Here is a 21,182-nt window from a genome sequence, read left to right on the forward strand (position 1 = left end):
TTCTTTTTATTAGTATATGGTTAAGTGAGGTAAAACTAGTTTTCTTCCTTATCGATAGGGAAGCGACGTGCTTTTTTGATAGATAATTTCGAATCGGTACCTAAAGCGTAAATTCCCAACATATCACCAGTATTCAAGGCACTAATAGCTTCATTCGAAAAATGCATTGCAGCAATCTTGAAACCTAAGTCTTTGCCGTCAGCAGTTTGTATCAAGAATTCCTTGTTAGAAGGATGATTGATAATACTGAATTCCTTTGGCAAGTCATTAATTTCCGCAATCTTTTTTTCGACAACTAAGTCAAAGACACGAACTGCTTTGATCAAATCGAAATGACCGTTCTTATTTTTCTTGATCATCAGACTAGCAAAGTGGGTACTGTCAATTGTCACAGCGACACCAATCTGACCATCCGTTAACTGACAGTTATCAGCATCCAATTCAATTTTAAAGGTCTCGTCTGGCTCAGTTTGTCTTAAACCTAAAAATGATGGTGTATCAATATCTGATAGGGTCAAATCAGAACCGGTTAAAGTTAAATTATCAGCTTTAATTGTTAGTCTATTGTCTAATGAATTTCTCAATGAAATCCATTCCGGATTCAAAAATTCATCTTTAAAAGTATCTGTAAAATCAATCATATTCTGAGATTTTAAGGCCTTAGCATGTTCTGGAAATTCCGACATATCAACTGTTTCTGTAGGGATACCGTTATTAACGACAGGCCAATCTCCATTCCAAACAACTGGATAAAGTAAAGTTTCCCTACCAGTATTAGTGAAGGTTTTGAAATTAATGTTGGCGGGACGAGTACCTAAACAAACTAACCACCAATTCTTACTTTCATCTTGGAACAAATCGCCATGACCAATATTTTGTAGAGGCTCATCAGCACGATCTCGATTAGTAAATATCGGATTATCCGGACAGTTTTCGAAAGGTCCCCAAATATTTTTACTCCTGAAAATAGTAATCATATGGCCTAAACCAGTTCCACCTTCAGCAGCCAGAAGGTAATAGTAGTCAGACTTCTTGATAATATGTGGTCCTTCGACATCACGACCACCAGTACCATAAGTTAGAATCTTAGGTCCATCCAAGATACGGCCAGAAGGTAATTCAATTTCGACTTGTTGCAAAGCTTTTTTGCCAGACTCAAGATAACCAGTATATTGAACGTAAGTATGATCACCGTCAAAGAATATATCAGGATCAATTCCGTTAACATTGATATTGATACGTTGATTGTCCCAAATAATATTCCCATCAGCAGTCAAACTACCAGTAATGATGAAAGTTTTGAATTCGGCAAAATTGGTTGTGATTACATAGAATTTATTATTGTGGTATCTGATACAGACTGCAAAAATACCTTCATTAGATTTGGATTTAGTTAGATCAGCTTGAGAATGCTTTTTGGCTATGCCTGGTAAAGATTCCCAATTAAGCAAATCAGTACTTCTAGCTAAAGTGATACCAGGGTAATATTCAAAAGTACTATTGACCATATAGTAGTACTTGCCAACATGAACAATACTAGGATCTGGACGCATTCCTCGTAATATTGGATTCTTATATTGCATTATAATTAAGCCTCTCTTTCACTCAAAACTGGTGTACTTGTAAGGGTCTGATTAATCTGTTTCATTTCTGAAGTAGGAATGTTGATGAATGGGAACAACATATTGGCTTCCTTAATAGACATATGTCCTAATCGATCAACATTTTCAGGATCATTAAACATATCCAATTCTTTAGTAATTGACTTAATCTTATCAAAGAGTTCCTTATCAGCAGTGATTGCAGCAAGTTTACTGTCCATAGTGTATCTGCCGATATAATCACTAGTAGGGATATATGAAATTTGATGATGACCATTTATTAAAGTAATAACCTTATCATTTACCATTTGATCATCAACATTAACACTGTTACCAACTCTTGGAAGTGTTAATTTAACGGTTTGTCCATAAGGTACGTCAATTTGTAGTGCAATAGTGTGCTCTTCATCTGTTTCAAGATCATACTTAATCTTCAAAGCACCGTAAGAACTATCGTAATGACCACTAATGTGTTTCATTCTGTAATCAAATTTAGGTTCAACATAAACTGTTTGATAACCATTGTCTTGATCATGAAGTCCTAAGACATACTTATAAGCCCATTCCATAATGGCACCAATTGAGTAGTGGTTGAGTGAATTCATACCTTCAGGATTCATTGAACCGTTTGATAGGACAGAGTTCCAACGTTCCCAAATAGTTGTGGCACCCAATTTGACAGCATAAAGCCAACTTGGATAATCTTCGTTCAAGAAGATCTTGGTTGCTAATTCATGTTGTCCATTTTCTGATAGAACTTGACACAAGAATGGGGTACCAACAAAACCTGTTTGTAAGTGATCGTTATCTTTCTTCAAACGTTGAACTAAATCAGCAACGACACGTGACTTCAAATTTTCAGGAACAATATTGAATTCGAGTACTAAAGCATATGCAGTTTGCGTATCAATAGCTACACGACCAGTTTCAGTGACATATTCTTTCAAAATGTTTTGCTTAATAGTTTTACATAGATCTGTATAGAATTTATGATCCTCTTCATTACCTAAAATCTTAGCTGCATTAGCTACGATAGTTGATGAATAATAGTAATAAATAGAAGCGATAAAGTCCTCATCAGTTTTACCATTTGGTACAGCTGGATTTTCACTATCAAGGGATAACCAGTCACCGAATTGGAAAGAACCTGTCCAAAGCCCAGTACCACTCTTTTCAACATTCTTACGAACCCAGTCGACCCAGTCTTTCATACTAGAGTAATTTTGTTTCAAAATAGCCGTGTCACCATATTTGTTATACATATTCCAAGGAATAACTGTGGCAGCATCACCCCAAATGGCAGCTCCACCTTCGTCGACGTGAAGGGAAGGAGCATACATTGTTAACATACCATCATGATTATCTTGTTCGATCTTTATATCTTTGGCGTACTTCTTAAAGAATGCATAAACATTCATATTAAAAGTTGAAGTATTAGAGAAGATTTCGGCGTCACCAGTCCAACCTAAACGTTCATCACGTTGAGGGCAATCTGTCGGTACATCAAAGAAATTACCTTTTTGGCTCCATTGTACATTTTCAAATAAGCGATTAACTTCAGAATTATCAGTCTTAATGTCACCAGTCATTTTCATATCAGAATAGATGACGGCGGCACGGAAATCTTTCAATTGTAACGGCTGAGTATTTCCGGAAATTTTGATATATCTGTAGCCATAATAAGTGAAGTGTGGACGAATCCATTTGTTAGTACCGTCTGAAATATAAGTAAAGGCAGCTCTAGCTTCACGCAAGTTATCACGATAGAAGTTACCTTTTTGAAGAATTTCGCCGACTTCAATTGTAACTTTAGTTCCCTTAGGTTCACGGTTGTAAAATTCAATAATACCAACATTATTTTGTCCAAAGTCGATAACTTGTTCATCTTTAGGCGTATGGATCAATTCCTTAGCAGGTAAGTATTCTTGAACTTTAAGTGGCAAACTCAATCTGTCAGCAAGTGTATCAAAAGAATAGTCTAAAACAGAGGCATTTACCCAATCTGCTGGAACAATTGTATCGTCGATATCTTCACCATAATAAATAGCCGACTTAGTGATTTTTCCAGCAGTTGTTAACCACTGGTCATCAGTATTGATAATATCTTCAGTACCATCGGTATAAAGTAAATGTAATTCTAGGATAGCGCGTTGTTGGTCACCATAGATTTTATCTTTACCACCGTCGAAACCGAGATTACCCTTGTACCAGCCATCGCCGAGAGAAATTTCAATTGAATTGTCACCTTGAATAAATGAATCGGTAGCGTCATATGTTTGAACTTGAATTAATTTATCATAATTAGTTGTACCTGGAGCTAAGAATTCATCACCAACCTTTTTATCGTTGATGTTCAATTCATAAACCCCTAAGCCTGACATGTAAATACGTGCTGATTTGATTTTTTTAGAAATTTTCAAATCACGTTTTAGCAGAGTGTTTTGGATGTCCTTATTGTCATTACCAATCCATTTAGCAGTAAACGGTTCGTCCATCTTGCCAGTTTCAAAGAAACTAGTTGCTGAAGCGGAGATATCTTCGTCAATATTTCTAACACTGATTGTAAAGCTATATTTAGTTCTTGGTTTTAATTTTAAATCAGGGATGAAATAATTATTTGTATAGACTTGCCAATCAGTTTGGTAAACAGATTTATCATTAACAAAAATTTTTAATTTCTTCTCTAGGGCAACATTCTCTTTAGAATTTACTGCAAATTCAATTTTAAGGTCACTAAGATCAAATCCTAGTGGTTCAGTCATATGGTTTACTTGGATGTTTTCAATATTCATTTTCTTTTACCTCACAGTCTAGTGTCTAATCTATTGCAAAATGGATCTACTGGGCTCTTACCAACAAATTTTTCTTGACCAGTAATCTTCTTAACAACGGCATCGATTGATTCAGGATTACCTGTATAAGCATTAATCATGGTTGAAATATCAGGGATATCAAAGAGATGATATGGATTGCACATAGAAATAAATAATGTTGGAATGGAGCGCATATACCAAGGAGCATCTGCGGCCATCAAATGTATCCAGTCAATTCTAGTTGTAGTTTGATTACTTGCAGTTTCGATATTGGCAACATAAATAGCTAAATCAAATTTATCCTTTAAATCTTGAACGCCTTCTTCAAATACTTCATGGAAATCTAAGTTCTTACAATCAAACAGCGAAACTTTGAAACCTTGAGCTTCTAATTTTTCCTTAAAGAGGGCAGTTACATGCCCACCTTCTTTAAAACCACCATGGGGATCTAAATAAAATTAATGAATTAGATTCAGCTTTCGTTAAGGATCAAGCAAATTTAAAGGAGAGTTTTTAATATATTGTTTACAAAATAGTCATAAACATTTTATTTTTGTAAAGACGTCCATTATTCAGAACCAAAAAAATCCGCATTCAGCTTTTACGTTGAATGCGGATTTTTTACTCATTTACTAATTCGAACCTTCAGTAGTGGAAGATCCATTAGTAGTAGCACCACTATTAGTAGAACTACCACTGTTACTATTGCCATTTGTTGTACCACCACTATTTGAATCACCGGTATTAGATGAGCCATTGCTGCTATCACTACCAGAATTATTATTAGTTGAGGTACCACCACTATTACTGCTATTACTATTTCCTGTATTAGTATTGCCACTATTATTGGAATTTGTACTACCAGTATTAGAGTTGCTATTTGTAGTAGATGAATCACTCGAATTATTGGTTGTTGTGTTATCACTATCACTACTACTGTTACTATCGGAATTTGTACCTGTACCTGTTTCAGTATTATCTTTATCAGTTGTATCATTATCGGAATCAGTTGATTCAGATGAACTGCTTGAATGATTATTTGTCGTTACTTCATTGCTGCTGGACTTAGATGCACTACTTGAAGAATAATCAGAATCCTTATATGGATTTGATGGTGCATGTCCCTTCACAAACAACTCTTTAGTGTAACTAGATGAACTGGAACTAGGGGAGGCCACAACTGGTGTTTCTGAACCAGAGTTTTGAATTCTCATTGAAACAACGGAACTTGGTTTCTTCCAGTTAGGATTACTGTTAGTATTCTCAGCCAAATAACTCATTTCAGCTTTGTAGATCTTTCCAGCAACACTTTGATAAGTGGATGAAATACCATTCTGATTTGGAGAATCGTAACCGGTCCAAACACTAATTGAATAATTCTTTGTATAACCGTTATACCATGAATCTTTAGCCGTACCACTCAAAGCAGAATTTTGGGCGATAGAATCAGAGTCATAGTTGGTTGTACCAGTCTTACCAGCCTGATGTAAACCGGAAATGTTAGCATATGTAGCATAACTTGACGGTACACCTTTAAGCATATCGGTAATCATATAAGCTGTTGAATCTTTCATTGCTTGCTTACCATTCTTACCGTAGGTATGAGTAATGCCATCGGCCGTTTCAATCTTAGAAACATAGTATGGTTTGTAATATGTTCCACCATTAGAAAAGGCAGAATATGCTGCCGCACCTTGAAGTGATGAAACATTACCACCGATACCAACTGACAAACCATCATCTTTAACAGTAATTCCTAATTTTTTAACGAACTTCTTAGCATTAGAAAGTCCTACTGCTGATAAGGTTCTAACAGCCGGAATATTTCTCGAGTTGACCAAAGCCTTACGCATACTCATTTGACCTTCATATTGCTCATCCCAGTCCTTCAATTGGATATTAGTACCAGCATAAGTATATTCGGTGTCCTCAAGTTGATGGTACGTGGACCAATTTAGATTTTCGATAGCTGGAGCGTAATCAAGTAAAGGTTTCATTGTTGAACCGTTACTGCGTCCAGTTTGAACAGCACGGTTCAAACCAAATTGAACATTACCTAGATTACGTCCACCAATCATAGCCACAACTTTACCATTATTAGGGTTAACAACGGATGCACCAACCTGCATTTTTGAATCAGGGAAAGATACGTAGTTAGAAGAATTCACAATATTGTAAAGACGTTTTTGAGCATCATAATCCATATTAACGGTAATCTTTAGATTATCACGATAAGGATCAAAGCCCTTCTTCTTAACTTCTGTAATTGCTTCCTTGATGTAAGGATCAGCAACGATTCGTTTAGAATTATTACTGTTGCTTACTTTCTTATATGGCTGTAGTCCTGAAGTAATTGGTGTATTCATAGCTTCGTCAGCCTGAGCTTTAGTGATCTTATTGTTGTTATACATTGCTTGAATAACTAAATCACGACGTTGTTTAGCTTCAGTTGGGTGAGTATAAGGATCATAATTACTTGGAGCATTTGGCAAACCGGCTAATAGAGCCATCTGCGGTAAACTAAGTTGTTTCAATTTCTTGCCATAATAGTATTTAGCACCAGTTTCAACACCATAGATACCATTATTCAAATAAACTTTATTCATATAAAACTCAAGAATTTGTTGCTTAGAAAACTTTTGACTGACCCTCATTGCCAACCAAGCTTCCTGCATTTTACGTTTAAAAGTCTGATCTTTAGTTTCAGTAGAGAAGACCGTCAATTTAACCAATTGTTGCGTCAAAGTACTTCCACCTTGGAGAGTACCCTTGGTAACATTGTTAAACGCTGATTTAGCAATTCTGACGGGATCAATACCTAAAGGCTCGTTATAAAAATTTTTATCCTCAATAGATACAACGGCGTCTTCCATTTGTTGTGGAACCTTGTCGATCGTAACGTAATTCCTTTTGTTATCACCTAAAGACGCGATTTGCTTACCAGTGGAATCTACGATTGTTGAAGAACCACCGCTTTGGAGATTTTCTTGACTAATCGCTGGAGCACTGAAAGCATAGTATACAAAGACAAACAAGAATATTCCGGCTAAAACGGCCACAATGGAGAGAATCCATTTCAAAATATTTTTGAAAGTTAATATACTGGTATTCTTATTCTTCATTTTTTCTCCTTCCCACTTTCGATTAACTGTTGAACAGCATTAATATAGGGTAAAGTAGGATTATAATCTGATTTGATTTCAATGGAACTATTAACAATATCCTTCAACTGAATTGATTTTGCACCATCATTTTTTTGTGCATCCCAATGTAAAAAGATTTCGTCGGCAGGCGTTACAAAATAGCGTTTTAATTCTACGTATTTTATAATGACAAAGCAGATACCACCTTGCTTTTGACACATCTTCAAATGATCAATTTGATGTTGATGAAAATTCTTTAATGGAAAGATATTTTTGTTCTTAGTTTCCTTAGCTTCAAAATCAACATAATAGCCATTGTAAACACCATTATAATCGGTAGTAGAAGCGTGCCGGAAGTAAGCCTCTCTAATAACGGCTCTACTTCTTTTCGGGTAGTCTACTTTAACGATCTGAATAGGTGTTGGCTTCTTATATATTACCGCTATATCGTGACTACGATAATATTTATTACTTTCATTAATTTCTTCCTCCAGAGTCATACCACGATCACCAAAAATCATTTTCTTTTTGGCACTCGATTCACTAAGAGGAGATTGTGATGGTTTACTATTAAAAACTTGACCATCAGGGTAGTTTATTTTCAAAATATCAACTCCTACTGTGCAAATTATACCATGATGGCAAAAATATTAATTAGGGGAGATTTCTTTATGTTAAAAAATTTATGGATAACAGGTTATCGATCTTTTGAGCTAGGTATTTTTAAAGATGATGACCCAAAAGCCAAAGTAATTCAAGACTTTTTTCAAGAAAGACTAATTAATTATGCCGAAAATGGAACAGAATGGATAATTACTGGTGCACAATTAGGAACGGAACAAATTGTGGGTAAATCTATACAAGAAGTTAAGAAAAAAGGCTATAATATAAGACATGCAGTGATATTACCATATGCTGAATTTGGAAATAAGTGGAATGAGAACAATCAGCTATTACTAAAAAATTATTTAAGAAATGCTGACTATGTCAACAAAGTTTCCAATATGAGTTATCATTCAGGTAGACAATTAAGAGTATGGCAAAGTTTTATGCTTCAACATACAAACGGAGCTTTGATTTTTTACGATCCCGATAGCGGTGGTAAGCCAAAATATGACTATGAGGCTATTAAATCTTATCAGGATGGTGGAACTGATTATCAACTGGAATTAATAGATTTTGATTCTATGCAGGATTTTGCTAATATGTTATCAGATAGCTAGTTTCAGTCGTTTTTAGAATAATAATTAACACTGGGGTGTTTAATAATGAACAATATGAATGGAATGAACCAAAACGGTAGTAACAACGGTAATAACAATGGCAATGAATTTGCCTTAAACTACCAACCTAATGATATTTTGCAAAAAGAATTTAAGACAAAGATGAGAGGTTACGACCCTAACGAAGTCGATCAATTCTTGGATGGTATTATTAAGGACTATGAAACTTTTACAAATGAAATTGGTCAATTAAAGGCTGAGAATGAAAGTTTAATGCAATCACGTGGTATGAATGCAAATCAACCAGCACAACATAGACCTCAAGTTCAAAACAGAAGACCACAACCACAACAAAAACCAGTTTCAAGCTCAATTGCTGAGGCTTCAACTAACTATGATATTTTGAGACGTCTTTCTAATCTTGAAAAACGTGTCTTCGGTCATGATTTTGCTAACGGTGTTCCTGAAAACAATAACGATAATGCTAAACAATTTGCATCAGCTGTTGTTCCTAACAATATGAACAATCATGATGGGGTTGAAAGTGGTCATACTGAAATCAATCCTAATATGAATAATGGCTTCAATAATCAAAATAATTTTCAAGGAAACCGCCCTATGAATGGCAATTCTGGACAAAATCAAAATAATTTTAATAATAATAACAATTTTAACAGATTTTAGTGTATACTATTCAAGTCGGTAAATTACGAGTAATCGCGGTCTAGTTATCTAGGCTGAGGAAGGTCCACGCCCGCGCGAGCTGAGATGCTTGCAGTGTTTGTGCTTGGCCCAATAAGCCAAGGTGCCTTAGGGTAACGGCAGTGAAAGCACTAAGGTCTTTTGACTATGTGTTAATAGCTTGAAAGTGCCACAGAGACGAATTATTGTGAGAAATTGCAATGGTGGAACGAGGTAAACCCCGCAAGCGGGCAACCCAAACTTTGGTAGGGGCGCTTCATAACGAGAAATGAATCTACTGTGAAGGCTTAATTGTAGATAGATGATTACTAACTGTGTTAGGATTGCCAGCCTAACACATGAACAGAACGTGGCCTATAGGAGTTTATCGAGGCAAAGGGACGACTTGTTCGTCCTTTTTTTATACAATCAATTAAAAATTAAACTAAGAGGGAGCAATATGAAATTAATTGCGACTATGTCAAGCGGCTTTGAATCTGTAACCGCAAAAGAACTACAGAATTTGGGATACGATACAAAGACCGAGAACGGTAAGGTCTATTTTGACGGTGAATACGAAGATATTGCTAAAACTAACTTGTGGCTTAGAAGTGCTGATCGAATCAAGATTTTGATTGGTACTTTCAAAGCAACAACTTTTGAAGAGTTATTCGATAAAGTTTATGCAATCGATTGGGACAATTGGCTACCTTTAAATGCGGCCTTCCCTATTAAGGCTAGAACTGTCAAATCACAATTACATTCAGAACGTGATATTCAAGCTATTACTAAAAAAGCCATTGTTAATAAAATGGCCGATATTTTCATGCGTCGTGGACGTTTACCTGAGACTGGTGCAAAATTTCAAATTGAAACTCGTATTCACAAAGATGTTGTAGAGGTAACACTTGATACAACCGGTGAATCATTGTACAAACGTGGTTATCGTGTTGAACACGGTGCTGCTCCTTTGAAGGAAAACTTTGCGGCAGCCATGATTCTTTTAACTGTCTGGCATCCTGAAGAAGATCCTTTCATGGACCCAACAACAGGTTCTGGTACTATCGCTATTGAGGCTGCACGTATGGCCAAAAACATTGCACCTGGTATCTTACGTCACTTCCTATTTGAAGATTTCGATTGGTTTGATCCTAAGATTCTAGCTAATCTTAAAGAAGAGGCTAAAGCTGGCGTAAAAAAGGATCTCGATTTAGATATCTTTGCCAGTGATATTGATGGTTCGATGATTGACGTAGCCAAATTAAATGCTCATGATGCTGGTGTCCTACACGATATTCAATTTAAGCAAATTGCTGTTAAAGACTTGAAGATCGAAGGGAACTATGGAACAATCATTTCTAACCCACCTTACGGTCAACGTATGAGTGATATGGCCGGCGTTAGAAAACTATATAAAGAAATGGGAGAAGTCTTCTCGACCGCTCCCACTTGGAATAAATATATTTTAACTAGTGATGTTGAATTCGAAAAATACTATGGCGAATTAGCTACTAAGAAACGTAAACTTTACAATGGTTCTATTAGAACTGACATGTACCAATATTGGGCTAAACATTAGAGACTATTACGTCTATGCAAGTCCCAAAGAATGATTAAAATAATAACAATGGTGATGATTAATGAAAATATCCAGGACCACTCCTGGTCAGCAATAGGTAACTTCATATTCATACCATAAAAACCTGATACGATCGTGGGGATGCTTAAAATGATAGTGTAAACTGTCAGCACCTTCATGGTCGTATTTGTTCTATTATTTAAAATATTATTGTAAGTATTAGAAATACGATCAATAATATCAGAACTCAGATTAACTTGATTTTTGATCTGCTCAATTTCAATAACTGAATCGTGAAGATGTTCATGAGTAGCCTTAGTTAAGTGTAATTGTTGAACCTTACCACTAGAAATGAGTTCTATCTCATTAAGGACGGTTGCATTGCCACTAATGGCTGTACTCAAATAAGTTGTTAAATCTTGTAATTCAGCTAAATCTAAAATCTGGTTTTCTGAAGAATGGTGTTTCTTGATTAAACGTTGAATTTTGTTTCTTTTAGAATCAGTTTCACTAATTTGATCGCTGTAATCGCTAGAGATTTGATCAAACGTATGAAAAATAAGTTCCCATAACAGATTTTCTTTACCTTCACTAAAGTTTTTCTTCGCATAAAGAAGATAGTCTCTCACATAGTGAGTGGCATCATTTGTGAACAAGAAAAGTTGTTTATCCTTAATGGCAAAGGAAATAGGTAAAACTCTTTGTGATAGATCATCGCTTTGTTCATTTTCATTCTGCACATTATAAACTATCAAAAAAGTTTGACTGTATTCGTCATACTCAAATCGAGCTCGTTCATTTTCATCATCAGCATAGTCTAGAATTTCATTGGTCAGATTATAATTTTCAATCAGTGATGTACGATCAGAATCATTTAGATTCTTGGTTGAATGAACATCGATTAGTTTATAGTCTTGGTCTAATACCGTTTCATTAATCATTTTTTATCCCCTCATTAAGGATAATGATACCAAAAATAAAAAGTGGGTTGAGAATTATTTTTCTCAATCCACTTTTTTATGTATATAAATAAATTATGGCGTAAATAGCTTTAGTAGTTCGACTTCAGGAATTCCCTTGAAATAGTCGTCCAAATCAAATTGATCTAATACTTTTAAAATATCTTCACGATCAAATTTAACATTCAATAATTTTTGTTTAATATCGTTAACATCTTTCATACCAAAGAAGTCACCATAAATTTCAATATTTCCAACTTTACCATTTTCAATATTGTAACGGATGTCAACTGTTCCCATATCAAAATGTTTTCTTTGCTTAGCGGTAAAGGCAGGGGATTTACCATAAACCCAGTCCCAGTTGTAGTAATATTCTTCTTTGATCTTATCAATTTGTTTCTGATCTTCAGGAGTAACAATATATTCTTTATCTTTGATTTCGTCCAAAGTATTGGCATGGAACAATTCCAATAATAGTTTATCTCGGAATTGCTCGGTCGTTAGATCCTGATATTCTGGTGCTAAATATGGACGCAGGTTGGTTACTCGACTTCTAATAGATTTAATACCTTTAGAAGCAATCTTATCCTTTTGAACATGAAGTGCCTTAGTCAAGATATCTAGATCCACATCAAGCGATAGGGTTCCATGTGAGAATGTCTTTCCATTTCTAGAATACATGGCGTTACCAGAGAATTTTTTACCATCAACTAGTAAATCATTTCGACCAGAGACCTCAGCAGTAGTTGCTCCCATTTGATGAAGAGCATCGATAATTGGTTGTGTGAATGATTTGAAGTCACCAAAATTCTTATCATCTGAATCAACCACGAAACTAAAGCAAAGATTACCTAAATCTTGATATACTGCACCACCACCGGAAATTCTACGGGTAACAGTGATGTGATTATCGGCTATGTAGTCACTATTGATTTCTTCAATCGTATTCTGATTACGACCGACAATAATACAAGGCTTTTCAATGTAAAAAAGAACTAAGGGCTCATCGAACTCAATATTATTCATCAAATATTGTTCGGTGGCAAGGTTATCACGAATATCGCGATCTTTCATAACAACGTAGTACATAAAAAGTACCTCCTCATCTGAATTGGAAACGTTTTTATACTATCACAGTTATCAATATTTAGAAATGAATTAATCGCGATATTTACGGACAGTCAACATTTTTTGACGAACCAGAGAGTGCGCCTCACGATTGTCTTTATCAGCAATATGTTTAATAAAATAGCTAGGGAACTGTTCTAAGCTTTGTAAGATCTCATCCAATATCGGTTGATAGTGCTTGGAATAATTTTTCTCTACACTATCAACCACAATTTGACTGTCAGAATGAATTAAAACTATCTCATCATTCCAACCATTTTTTATAATTTTCCTTAAGGCCATTTTTAATGCCAGAAATTCTAAAAAATGATTGTCGTCAAAATTCTGAACTTGTGCATCAGTATAAATTTTGTTATCAATCCTTATTACAAAGCTAACGACACCTAGATTTAAATTAGTATTTAATCCAGCATCGGTGTACAATTTAATCATATTTATTAAAAACCTTTCAGGAGAAATTATGTCAAAGAAACATTTTGTTCAACCAGCAGGACCATGGGGGATAATTATGTGGTCGCTTGCACTTAGTCTTGTATGTTTGGGGATTATTTTACAATTGGAGATAATGTCTTTGAGTATTGTTCCATTTTTAGTTTGGATTCTAGACGCTGTCTATGTAATCTATATTATATCTAACTCTTGGGTAAAGTTTACGAATGGTCAAGTTGTTATCAAGGAACCTTACTACAAAACACGTATTTTTGAGAGTAAAGATGTTAACATTAGGGCAAATAACCAATGGACTTTGGAATTTAATTTCAGTAATCATGATTATTTTCCGTTTAAGATTACTTCCACAAAGGGTATTTTAAAATTAATTAGAAAAGAAGCAGGTGAAAGCAATGTCATTTCCAAGTGATATCGAAATTGCTCAAATAAATGAGCACGATAATATGAAAAATATTAACGAAATTGCCAATAAAATCGGTTTGACACCAGATGATATTGAACCATATGGACACTATAAAGCTAAGTTTTCTGGTCGTAGTATTACCAAGTCAATGGAGAAAGACGATGGAAAACTTATTTTAGTTACATCTATCAATCCAACTCCAGCTGGAGAGGGTAAATCAACTGTCGCTATTGGACTAGCTGATTCTCTACAATCAATTGGTAAGAAGACTGTTCTAGCTTTACGTGAACCTTCATTGGGTCCTGTAATGGGAATGAAGGGTGGAGCCACTGGTGGTGGTTACGCTCAAGTTGTTCCTATGGAAGACATCAACTTACATTTTACTGGCGATATGCACGCCTTAACTTGTGCTGTTAACACTTTAGCAGCCTTAATTGATAATCACATTCATCAGGGAAATCAATTGAATATTGATCCACGTCGTATTGTTTGGAAACGTGCCTTAGATATCAATGATCGTGCTTTAAGAAATACAGTCGTTGGTCTGGGTGGTCCTTTCAACTCAATGCCTCGTGAAGAACACTTTGAAATCACTGTTGCTAGTGAATTAATGGCTGTTCTTTGTTTGGCACAAGATATTGACGATTTGAAAGAAAGAATTTCAAGCATTCTTATTGCTTATACTTTTGACAAAAAGCCAATCTTCGTTCGTGACCTTCATGTTGAAGGTGCCATCACAGTTCTACTAAAAGATGCTTTAAAGCCTAATCTAGTACAAACCCTTGAAAATACTCCAGCAATCATTCACGGTGGTCCATTTGCCAATATTGCTCATGGATGTAACAGTATTTTAGCTACTAAGTTAGCTATGAAGCTAGGTGACTACGCTGTTACTGAAGCTGGATTTGGTGCCGATCTTGGCGGTGAGAAATTTATGGACATCGTTGCTCCTAGATTAAGCCATGCCCCTAACGCCATTGTGATCGTAGCTACTATTCGTGCTTTGAAGTACAACGGTGGTCAAGCCCTCACAGATATTCAAAACGAGGATCTTAATGCCTTAAATCTTGGCTTCAAGAACTTAAAACGTCATATTCATAATATGCGTTATTACCACGTCCCAGTTGTTGTAGCTATCAATAAATTTGCTACCGACACAGATAACGAAATCAAACTCTTAACTAGTCTCTGTGACGAAGTCGGTGTTGACGTTCAACTAGCTGAAATTCATCATGAGGGTAGTAAGGGTGGCCAAGCTTTAGCTAAAGCTGTTGTTAAGGCTACTGAAAAGGAATCACAATATACACGTCTTTATGAAGATGAAGAAACTACTGAAGCTAAGATTGCTACAATTGCTTCTGAAGTTTACGGAGCTAACAATGTTGAATACAGTAAAAAGGCTCGTAATCAGCTCCAAGTTTTGAAAGACAACGCTTGGGATGATTTACCAATCTGTATTGCCAAGACACAATATTCACTTAGTGATGATCCTAAACGTTTAGGTAGTCCTAAGGACTTTACACTTCACGTTACTGACATCGTTCCAAAGCTTGGAGCTGGATTCGTCGTTGTATTGACAGGAAACATTATGACAATGCCAGGTTTACCAAAGAAACCCGCTGCTTTGAATATGGATGTTGATAATGAAGGAACTATCGGAGGATTATTCTAGTGCAGTTGATTTATTGGTTGCTTTGTGCAATCTTAGTTATTGGTGACCAAGGACTAAAATATTATGTCACTAGTAATATTGATCCAATGAGTGTCCACGAGTTCATCCCGGGAATCCTATCTATCACACATATCACAAATACTGGTGCAGCTTGGAGTATGCTTGAAGGTAAGATGATGTTCTTCTATCTGATTACTATAATTGCGGTAGTCGTTTTGGTCTATCTCTTCATCAAAGCTGCTAAAAATGAATACATGTATCGATTTGCATTAATTTTCCTATTAGCGGGAACAATTGGCAATGCAATTGATCGTTTCACTAGACATTTTGTTGTAGATATGTTTAATTTAGATTTTATGAATTTTCCAATATTTAATTTAGCGGACACTTATATTACGATTGGTGTAATACTAATAATTGTATCTTTGTTTGTCCAACTAGCAGGTGAGAAAAATAATAAGTAAGTCTTTTGAATTAGAATATAATGAACCAAAAAAAAGTCGTTTAGACGCCTATTTGAATGGTGAACTAGATGACTTAACAAGATCGCAGATCCAAAAATTGATTAAAGATCAAAATGTTTTAGTAAACGGCCAACCAGTTAGTAAAACTGGCCAGAAGGTTGTGGCTAACGATAAAATTACGGTTAATATTCCTGAAGAAGAACCGATCAAGGCTATTCCAGAGAATATTCCAATTGAAGTTGTTTATGAAGATCAGGATGTTATTGTTGTTAATAAGCCACAAGGGATGGTAGTTCATCCTGCCGCTGGTCATCCAGATAAAACACTCGTGAATGCTATCTTATATCATTGTCAAATTAACGATGATGACGTTATCCGTCCTGGGATTGTACATCGTATTGATAAAGATACTTCTGGTCTCTTAATGATTGCTAAGAATAACTTAGCTAAGCAATCATTGATGAAACAGTTAAAAGATAAGAGTAATTTACGTGAATATCTGGCAATCGTTCATGGTAACTTTAAAGAGAAAAAAGGTAAGATCACAGCACCATTAGGTCGATCCAAATTTGATCGTAAAAAGCAAGCCGTTGTAGAAGATGGCCGTCATGCGGTTACTCACTTTGAAGTTTTGGAACAATTTGAGGATTATTCATTACTAAAACTAAAATTGGAAACTGGCAGAACTCATCAAATCAGAGTTCATATGCAGTATATTGGTCATCCCGTTGCTGGAGATCCTCTATATGGTCCTAAGAATACCTTACCTGGTAAGGGACAATTCTTACATGCGCAAACGCTTGGATTCGAACATCCAAGAACTCATGAGTGGATGCAATTTTCAATTGAACCTCCAAAAATTTTTCAAGAGACTCTTAAGCAATTACGTTCTCAACATTAAGTCGTGCTATAATCTACAAATAGAATTGTGTGCGATTATAAAATAAATTGAAGCACTCACTTTGTGAGTGCTTTTTTGAAAGTAGGGAAAAATATGGCTAAAGAAATTATTGACGGTCAAACAATGACCAGAGCTTTAACACGTATAACTTATGAAATTATTGAAAGAAATAAAGGAATTGAAGATTTGGTTCTTGTGGGAATTAAGACACGTGGCGTCTTTGTTGCTCACCGTATTGAATCAAGACTAAAGCAATTGGAAAACATTTCAATTCCTGTTGCTGAACTCGACATCACACCATATCGTGATGATAAGACTCACGAAGAAAAAGATATCTCTGATGTAAAAACACAACCCTTGGATATTGACATCAACAACAAACATATTATTTTAACAGATGATGTTCTATACACAGGTCGTACTATCCGCGCAGCTATGGATGCTTTGATGAGTGCGGGTCGTCCTAAGAAAATTTCTTTGGCCGTCTTAGTAGATCGTGGACATCGAGAACTACCTATTCGAGCAGATTTTGTTGGTAAAAACATTCCAACTTCTCAAAAAGAAAAGATTAAAGTTTCAATGAAAGAAATCGATGGAGAAGACAAGATCGAAATCGAATAACTACAATTTTTTGAGGAGTTGCTGAAGAATGAAACGTTATTTAATTTTAGAAGACGGAACTGTGTTTCCCGGAGAAGGGTTCGGATCTTCTATCATTACCACGGGACAATTGGTAATATCAAATAATCGTACTGGAATTGAACAATCCGTAACCGATCCTAATGCCGAGGGTCAAATTATTGCTTTCACAATTCCTTCTGTTGGTAGCTCAGGAATTAATCGAGATTTTTATGAATCTATCAATTCACAATGTAAAGGTGTCGTTATTGGCTCATCAAGTATCTCAACGGTTGATAATTCAGTTTCATTTGAAGATTGGATTACCAGTCTACGAATACCAGGTATCAAGAATGTCGACATTAGAGCTTTATCGAGACATATTGCCGAACATGGTGAAATGAAAGCTAGCATCATGGATACTCACGATGAACACGCTATTGATCAAATCAAAGCTTTAGTTTTGCCGCCTGATCTAGTTAAAAGAGTCTCTACTCGTCAATCATATCCAAATCCCAACATGGGACGAAAGATTGTTATTGTTGATCTAGGACTCAAATACTCCATTTTGCGTCAGTTATCCTACCGGGACTGTAATTCAGTTATTGTTAATTACAATTCCACGGCAAAAGAAATTGAGAATTTACATCCCGATGGTATTATCTATTCTAATGGGCCAGGTAATCCACAGGACTTGCCAAATGTTATTAAGAATATTCAAGTTTTACAAAAGAAATATCCTATTTTGGGTATTGGTCTTGGTAATTTACTAATAGCTCTAGCCAATGACTGCCAAATAGAAAAACTAGCTACACCACATCATGAATCATCCCTAGCTGTTAAAGAAGTTGCCAGTGGCAAAATTGATTTTGTTAATCACAACCATTCCTATACCTTGGATCAAAAATATATTGGTTCATCCGACTTCATTGTTACCAACATTTGTGTTGCCGATGGAACTATAGAGGGTATTCGACACGAATATTTGCCAATTATGGGTGTACTATTTGAACCAGAAGCTGCACCTGGACCAACTGATGGATATTATGTCTTCGATGAATTTATCGATTTAATTGATTCAGTGAAACAACAAGAGGGGGCTGGAAATCAATGGAATTAACTGAAGTACATACAATTCTAATCATCGGCCCAACTATTAGTGATAAAAATGTTGATCTATCAACTGCACTTTATGATACCGTCGACATTTTGCATCAATTGGGGTACAAAACTTCAATCATTGTTGAAGATCCAACATCATTACTTTCCTCGGGAACTTTCTTTGATAAAACAGTTGTCGAAAAAGTTAGTGGTGATAATGTATTAAAATTTGTTCAAAAGTATCATCCCGACGCTATTTTACCTACTGTCGGTGATCGTAACGCCTTAGGAATCGTTTCCAGCTTAAATGGTAAGATTGGTAGTACCAAGATTTTAGGGGCTAATTATGCCTCTTCTTTAGCTACCTTTAAGCGTGACCTATTCATCAAACGTTTAAATAAAGCTAGATTGCCAGTTATTAACTTTATTTCTTCAGATGATGAAAAAGAAATTTACAGTTTTATTCGTTCAATTGGTTTTCCTATTATTGCTAGAAGACGTTATTCCAATCGCCATTCAAGTGGCTGGACTAACATTAACAACCTTTTTGAACTTGATAATTTCATGGCCTTGGATGATTTGGAAGATACTAAAATTGAAATTGAAAGAAGTATTCGAGGCTTTAGTGAATACTCCTTTACTATTTTACGGGATAGTTTTGATAACTCATCCTTAATAGGAACGATTGAAGATATCGAACCAATCGGTATTCATCATTTGGATTCAAACCTAATTTCACCAGCGATCTCTTTAAATGATTCGAAGTTACAACGTTTAAGAAATTATTCAATAAAATTAGCTCGAGTTTTCAATATTATTGGTGTCTGCACCGTTCACTTTGCTTACAATCATGTTACCAACGAATGTTATATTACAGAATTTATACCTCGCTTAAGTGAAGAAACTAAATTTTTAGAATATGCAACAAGCTATCCCGTTGCCACAGCCGTAGCGGAACTTTGTGTTGGTTTCCATTTGGACAAACTCCAACTCGATGCAGGTAATTTCTTTAATGGAGCAACTGAACCATTTGTCGATCACATTACCTCACGCTTCCCACAATGGAATACTCCTGGTCAAAAGTATTTAGGACCTAGCAAGACTTCAAATTCCAGTATTATTGTAAATGGTTTTAGTTTGGAAGAGGTTCTCAATAAGGGAGCACTCAATGATAAACTGAATAACAATTTCAATCGATACGAAGAATTACGCAAATTGGATGATGATGAGTTATTCGAAAAGATCATTCACCCTACTAATTGGATGTTGGATGTTCTGATGGAAGCCATGCGTCGTAATTTTGAAAAACCAGTTTTATCAGAGATCACTGGCATCAACATGCCATACTTAACCGCTTTACAAAATATTATCGATAATAGTCTAATTATTCGTGAAGGCGAGATTGATGGTCATAATGTTGAACGTATGGTTGAAATGGGTGTCAAAGGGGTAGGTCACAGTAAATTATTATTAGACAGTTCCGATATCGTTACGAAATCAGTTGTAAAAAGTAAAACTGCTATTTCCGTGGCCAATAAGAATTATCCTAACCATAATTACTTCGTTACCGCAGGTATCAGCAATGAATTGAAGTTAAGCGACCGCAAAAAAATTATTGTACGCACACCAATAATCACTTCAAAGACTGACACAACTATTAGACAATTTGTTTTATTCCAACTAGCTAAATCAATTGATCAAAATGGCTTGGAGCCCATCATTATTGGACGTGAACCTTGGAACGCACCGTTAGCCATGCGCCGAAAGATTGTGGAAATTGATGATCCTCATATGGAAATGAAAGCTCTCAATTTGATTCCTAATGATAGTATTTTGAATATCATTGATTTATCAAAAAATTTGATCGATACAGAGGACGACAGTCGGGTATTTCAATTTAGTGCTCAAGAGATTAAGAATATCGATCTTCAAGCAGACACTTCCGCTAGAGTAATGGTCGTCTCCGATGGTGAAAATTTCTTAGTGCCATCAGTTATTTATAGAACTAAGAAAAATAATCATCTCTACGAAGTTAGTTCCGTTAATAACTTTATGTCACCTGAAAATTATAATGAGTTTGCTCACCTAATTGCTCAGGAACTAGAGAGTGAACATGAAGTGGCCATTTATAACTTTGAATTGATTAAACAAAAAGATCATTGGCTCGTAACTAAAAAATATCGTGGTATGACTAATGACATTATTAGACATGAATTAGCCAGTTCTGTTCACGTAATTGATACATTGGTTAAATTACTATTAGGTAATAAGATTGGCGACAATCTTTCACTCGAAGAAATATTCAATAATTTCGACGAACAATATCTTCTAACAATTGACGATAAGCGTTATAAGCTATTAAACAAGGAAGAAATGGAAGACGAGTTAAAGAATTTAAGATAAAAAAAGTCGAGTTAATCCATAAACGATTAACTCGACTTTTTTG

Annotated in this window: 16 protein-coding genes, 1 other RNA gene and 2 pseudogenes; 11 read left to right on the top strand and 8 right to left on the bottom strand. The window is 35.4% G+C overall.

Going from position 1 to position 21,182, the window contains the following annotated elements:
* Positions 1–35: 35 nt before the first annotated feature.
* The 5 genes and pseudogenes from FC97_RS07810 to recU all read right to left on the bottom strand — a co-directional run bounded on the left by FC97_RS07810 (position 36) and on the right by recU (position 8,162).
* Positions 36–1,583 carry a glycoside hydrolase family 43 protein gene (locus FC97_RS07810; RefSeq protein WP_054642191.1) on the bottom strand — a complete coding sequence of 516 codons (1,548 nt, stop codon included), beginning with the start codon at positions 1,581–1,583 and terminating at the stop codon, positions 36–38.
* Positions 1,584–1,588: 5 nt separating this feature from the next.
* A complete protein-coding gene (locus FC97_RS07815; protein ID WP_054642192.1) occupies positions 1,589–4,393 on the bottom strand; it encodes an alpha-L-rhamnosidase in 2,805 nt (934 codons plus the stop codon).
* 11 nt (positions 4,394–4,404) lie between these two features.
* Positions 4,405–4,854 (bottom strand): annotated as a pseudogene (locus FC97_RS13250) (glycoside hydrolase family 3 protein); the annotation flags it as partial.
* Between the two features lie 192 nt (positions 4,855–5,046).
* Complete coding sequence (locus tag FC97_RS07825) at positions 5,047–7,536, bottom strand: transglycosylase domain-containing protein (RefSeq protein ID WP_054642194.1); 2,490 nt, start codon at positions 7,534–7,536, stop codon at positions 5,047–5,049.
* On the bottom strand, positions 7,533–8,162 hold the full coding sequence (recU, locus tag FC97_RS07830; RefSeq protein ID WP_054642195.1) for a Holliday junction resolvase RecU: 630 nt from the start codon (positions 8,160–8,162) through the stop codon (positions 7,533–7,535). Before recU ends, FC97_RS07825 begins: the two co-directional genes overlap by 4 nt.
* Before the next feature lie 66 nt (positions 8,163–8,228).
* Here recU and FC97_RS07835 point away from each other — a divergent pair, with 66 nt between their 5' ends.
* From FC97_RS07835 to FC97_RS07845, 4 genes and pseudogenes are all read left to right on the top strand, one after another.
* Positions 8,229–8,780 carry an SLOG family protein gene (locus tag FC97_RS07835; protein WP_054642196.1) on the top strand — a complete coding sequence of 184 codons (552 nt, stop codon included), beginning with the start codon at positions 8,229–8,231 and terminating at the stop codon, positions 8,778–8,780.
* A 63-nt stretch (positions 8,781–8,843) separates the two neighbouring features.
* Positions 8,844–9,260, top strand: a pseudogene (gpsB, locus tag FC97_RS13255) (cell division regulator GpsB); the annotation flags it as partial.
* Between the two features lie 225 nt (positions 9,261–9,485).
* An RNA gene (gene rnpB / locus FC97_RS13260) (RNase P RNA component class B) lies at positions 9,486–9,844 on the top strand.
* A 77-nt stretch (positions 9,845–9,921) separates the two neighbouring features.
* Positions 9,922–11,040 carry a THUMP domain-containing class I SAM-dependent RNA methyltransferase gene (locus FC97_RS07845; protein WP_054642197.1) on the top strand — a complete coding sequence of 373 codons (1,119 nt, stop codon included), beginning with the start codon at positions 9,922–9,924 and terminating at the stop codon, positions 11,038–11,040.
* Here the strand turns inward: FC97_RS07845 and FC97_RS07850 are convergent.
* The 3 genes from FC97_RS07850 to FC97_RS07860 all read right to left on the bottom strand — a co-directional run bounded on the left by FC97_RS07850 (position 11,037) and on the right by FC97_RS07860 (position 13,559).
* The gene (locus FC97_RS07850) at positions 11,037–11,981 is read right to left on the bottom strand and encodes a magnesium transporter CorA family protein (protein WP_054642198.1); all 945 of its coding nucleotides are present in this window, start codon (positions 11,979–11,981) and stop codon (positions 11,037–11,039) included. The two genes, FC97_RS07845 and FC97_RS07850, sit on opposite strands and share 4 nt — an antisense overlap.
* A 93-nt stretch (positions 11,982–12,074) precedes the next feature.
* A complete protein-coding gene (locus FC97_RS07855; RefSeq protein WP_056968045.1) occupies positions 12,075–13,088 on the bottom strand; it encodes a lipoate--protein ligase in 1,014 nt (337 codons plus the stop codon).
* A gap of 69 nt (positions 13,089–13,157) precedes the next feature.
* Positions 13,158–13,559 (bottom strand): ribonuclease HI family protein, encoded by a 402-nt coding sequence (locus FC97_RS07860; RefSeq protein WP_056968047.1) that lies wholly within the window; start codon positions 13,557–13,559, stop codon positions 13,158–13,160.
* A gap of 28 nt (positions 13,560–13,587) precedes the next feature.
* Between FC97_RS07860 and FC97_RS07865 the strand changes: the two genes are divergently transcribed.
* From FC97_RS07865 to FC97_RS07895, 7 genes are all read left to right on the top strand, one after another.
* Complete coding sequence (locus FC97_RS07865) at positions 13,588–13,986, top strand: EbsA family protein (protein WP_054642199.1); 399 nt, start codon at positions 13,588–13,590, stop codon at positions 13,984–13,986.
* Positions 13,970–15,652, top strand: coding sequence for a formate--tetrahydrofolate ligase (locus FC97_RS07870; RefSeq protein ID WP_054642200.1), 1,683 nt, complete (start codon positions 13,970–13,972; stop codon positions 15,650–15,652). The genes FC97_RS07865 and FC97_RS07870 overlap by 17 nt, the downstream gene beginning before the upstream one ends.
* Positions 15,652–16,116: a signal peptidase II gene (gene lspA / locus FC97_RS07875; RefSeq protein WP_054642201.1), complete on the top strand. Its 465-nt coding sequence runs from the start codon at positions 15,652–15,654 to the stop codon at positions 16,114–16,116. Before FC97_RS07870 ends, lspA begins: the two co-directional genes overlap by 1 nt.
* Positions 16,109–17,017 (top strand): RluA family pseudouridine synthase, encoded by a 909-nt coding sequence (locus FC97_RS07880; protein WP_056968101.1) that lies wholly within the window; start codon positions 16,109–16,111, stop codon positions 17,015–17,017. The genes lspA and FC97_RS07880 overlap by 8 nt, the downstream gene beginning before the upstream one ends.
* A gap of 93 nt (positions 17,018–17,110) precedes the next feature.
* The gene (gene pyrR / locus FC97_RS07885; RefSeq protein WP_054642203.1) at positions 17,111–17,638 is read left to right on the top strand and encodes a bifunctional pyr operon transcriptional regulator/uracil phosphoribosyltransferase PyrR; all 528 of its coding nucleotides are present in this window, start codon (positions 17,111–17,113) and stop codon (positions 17,636–17,638) included.
* Positions 17,639–17,666: 28 nt separating this feature from the next.
* The gene (locus FC97_RS07890) at positions 17,667–18,755 is read left to right on the top strand and encodes a carbamoyl phosphate synthase small subunit (protein WP_054642204.1); all 1,089 of its coding nucleotides are present in this window, start codon (positions 17,667–17,669) and stop codon (positions 18,753–18,755) included.
* The gene (locus FC97_RS07895; protein WP_054642205.1) at positions 18,746–21,139 is read left to right on the top strand and encodes an ATP-binding protein; all 2,394 of its coding nucleotides are present in this window, start codon (positions 18,746–18,748) and stop codon (positions 21,137–21,139) included. Before FC97_RS07890 ends, FC97_RS07895 begins: the two co-directional genes overlap by 10 nt.
* Positions 21,140–21,182 lie beyond the last annotated feature (43 nt).

Origin of the sequence: Companilactobacillus kimchii DSM 13961 = JCM 10707 (genome assembly GCF_001435445.1) — a bacterium.
In the GTDB taxonomy this organism is placed as follows: domain Bacteria; phylum Bacillota; class Bacilli; order Lactobacillales; family Lactobacillaceae; genus Companilactobacillus; species Companilactobacillus kimchii.

Bases quoted from the DNA above. Each gene is read 5' to 3' on its own strand.
- FC97_RS07845 (WP_054642197.1), top strand. From the start codon at position 9,922: ATGAAATTAATTGCGACTATGTCAAGCGGCTTTGAATCTGTAACCGCA.
- FC97_RS07865 (WP_054642199.1), top strand. From the start codon at position 13,588: ATGTCAAAGAAACATTTTGTTCAACCAGCAGGACCATGGGGGATAATT.
- FC97_RS07835 (WP_054642196.1), top strand. From the start codon at position 8,229: ATGTTAAAAAATTTATGGATAACAGGTTATCGATCTTTTGAGCTAGGT.
- FC97_RS07815 (WP_054642192.1), bottom strand. From the start codon at position 4,393: ATGAATATTGAAAACATCCAAGTAAACCATATGACTGAACCACTAGGA.
- FC97_RS07850 (WP_054642198.1), bottom strand. From the start codon at position 11,981: ATGATTAATGAAACGGTATTAGACCAAGACTATAAACTAATCGATGTT.
- pyrR (WP_054642203.1), top strand. From the start codon at position 17,111: ATGGCTAAAGAAATTATTGACGGTCAAACAATGACCAGAGCTTTAACA.
- FC97_RS07855 (WP_056968045.1), bottom strand. From the start codon at position 13,088: ATGTACTACGTTGTTATGAAAGATCGCGATATTCGTGATAACCTTGCC.
- FC97_RS07895 (WP_054642205.1), top strand. From the start codon at position 18,746: ATGGAATTAACTGAAGTACATACAATTCTAATCATCGGCCCAACTATT.
- FC97_RS07870 (WP_054642200.1), top strand. From the start codon at position 13,970: ATGTCATTTCCAAGTGATATCGAAATTGCTCAAATAAATGAGCACGAT.
- FC97_RS07825 (WP_054642194.1), bottom strand. From the start codon at position 7,536: ATGAAGAATAAGAATACCAGTATATTAACTTTCAAAAATATTTTGAAA.
- FC97_RS07810 (WP_054642191.1), bottom strand. From the start codon at position 1,583: ATGCAATATAAGAATCCAATATTACGAGGAATGCGTCCAGATCCTAGT.
- FC97_RS07890 (WP_054642204.1), top strand. From the start codon at position 17,667: ATGAAACGTTATTTAATTTTAGAAGACGGAACTGTGTTTCCCGGAGAA.
- FC97_RS07860 (WP_056968047.1), bottom strand. From the start codon at position 13,559: ATGATTAAATTGTACACCGATGCTGGATTAAATACTAATTTAAATCTA.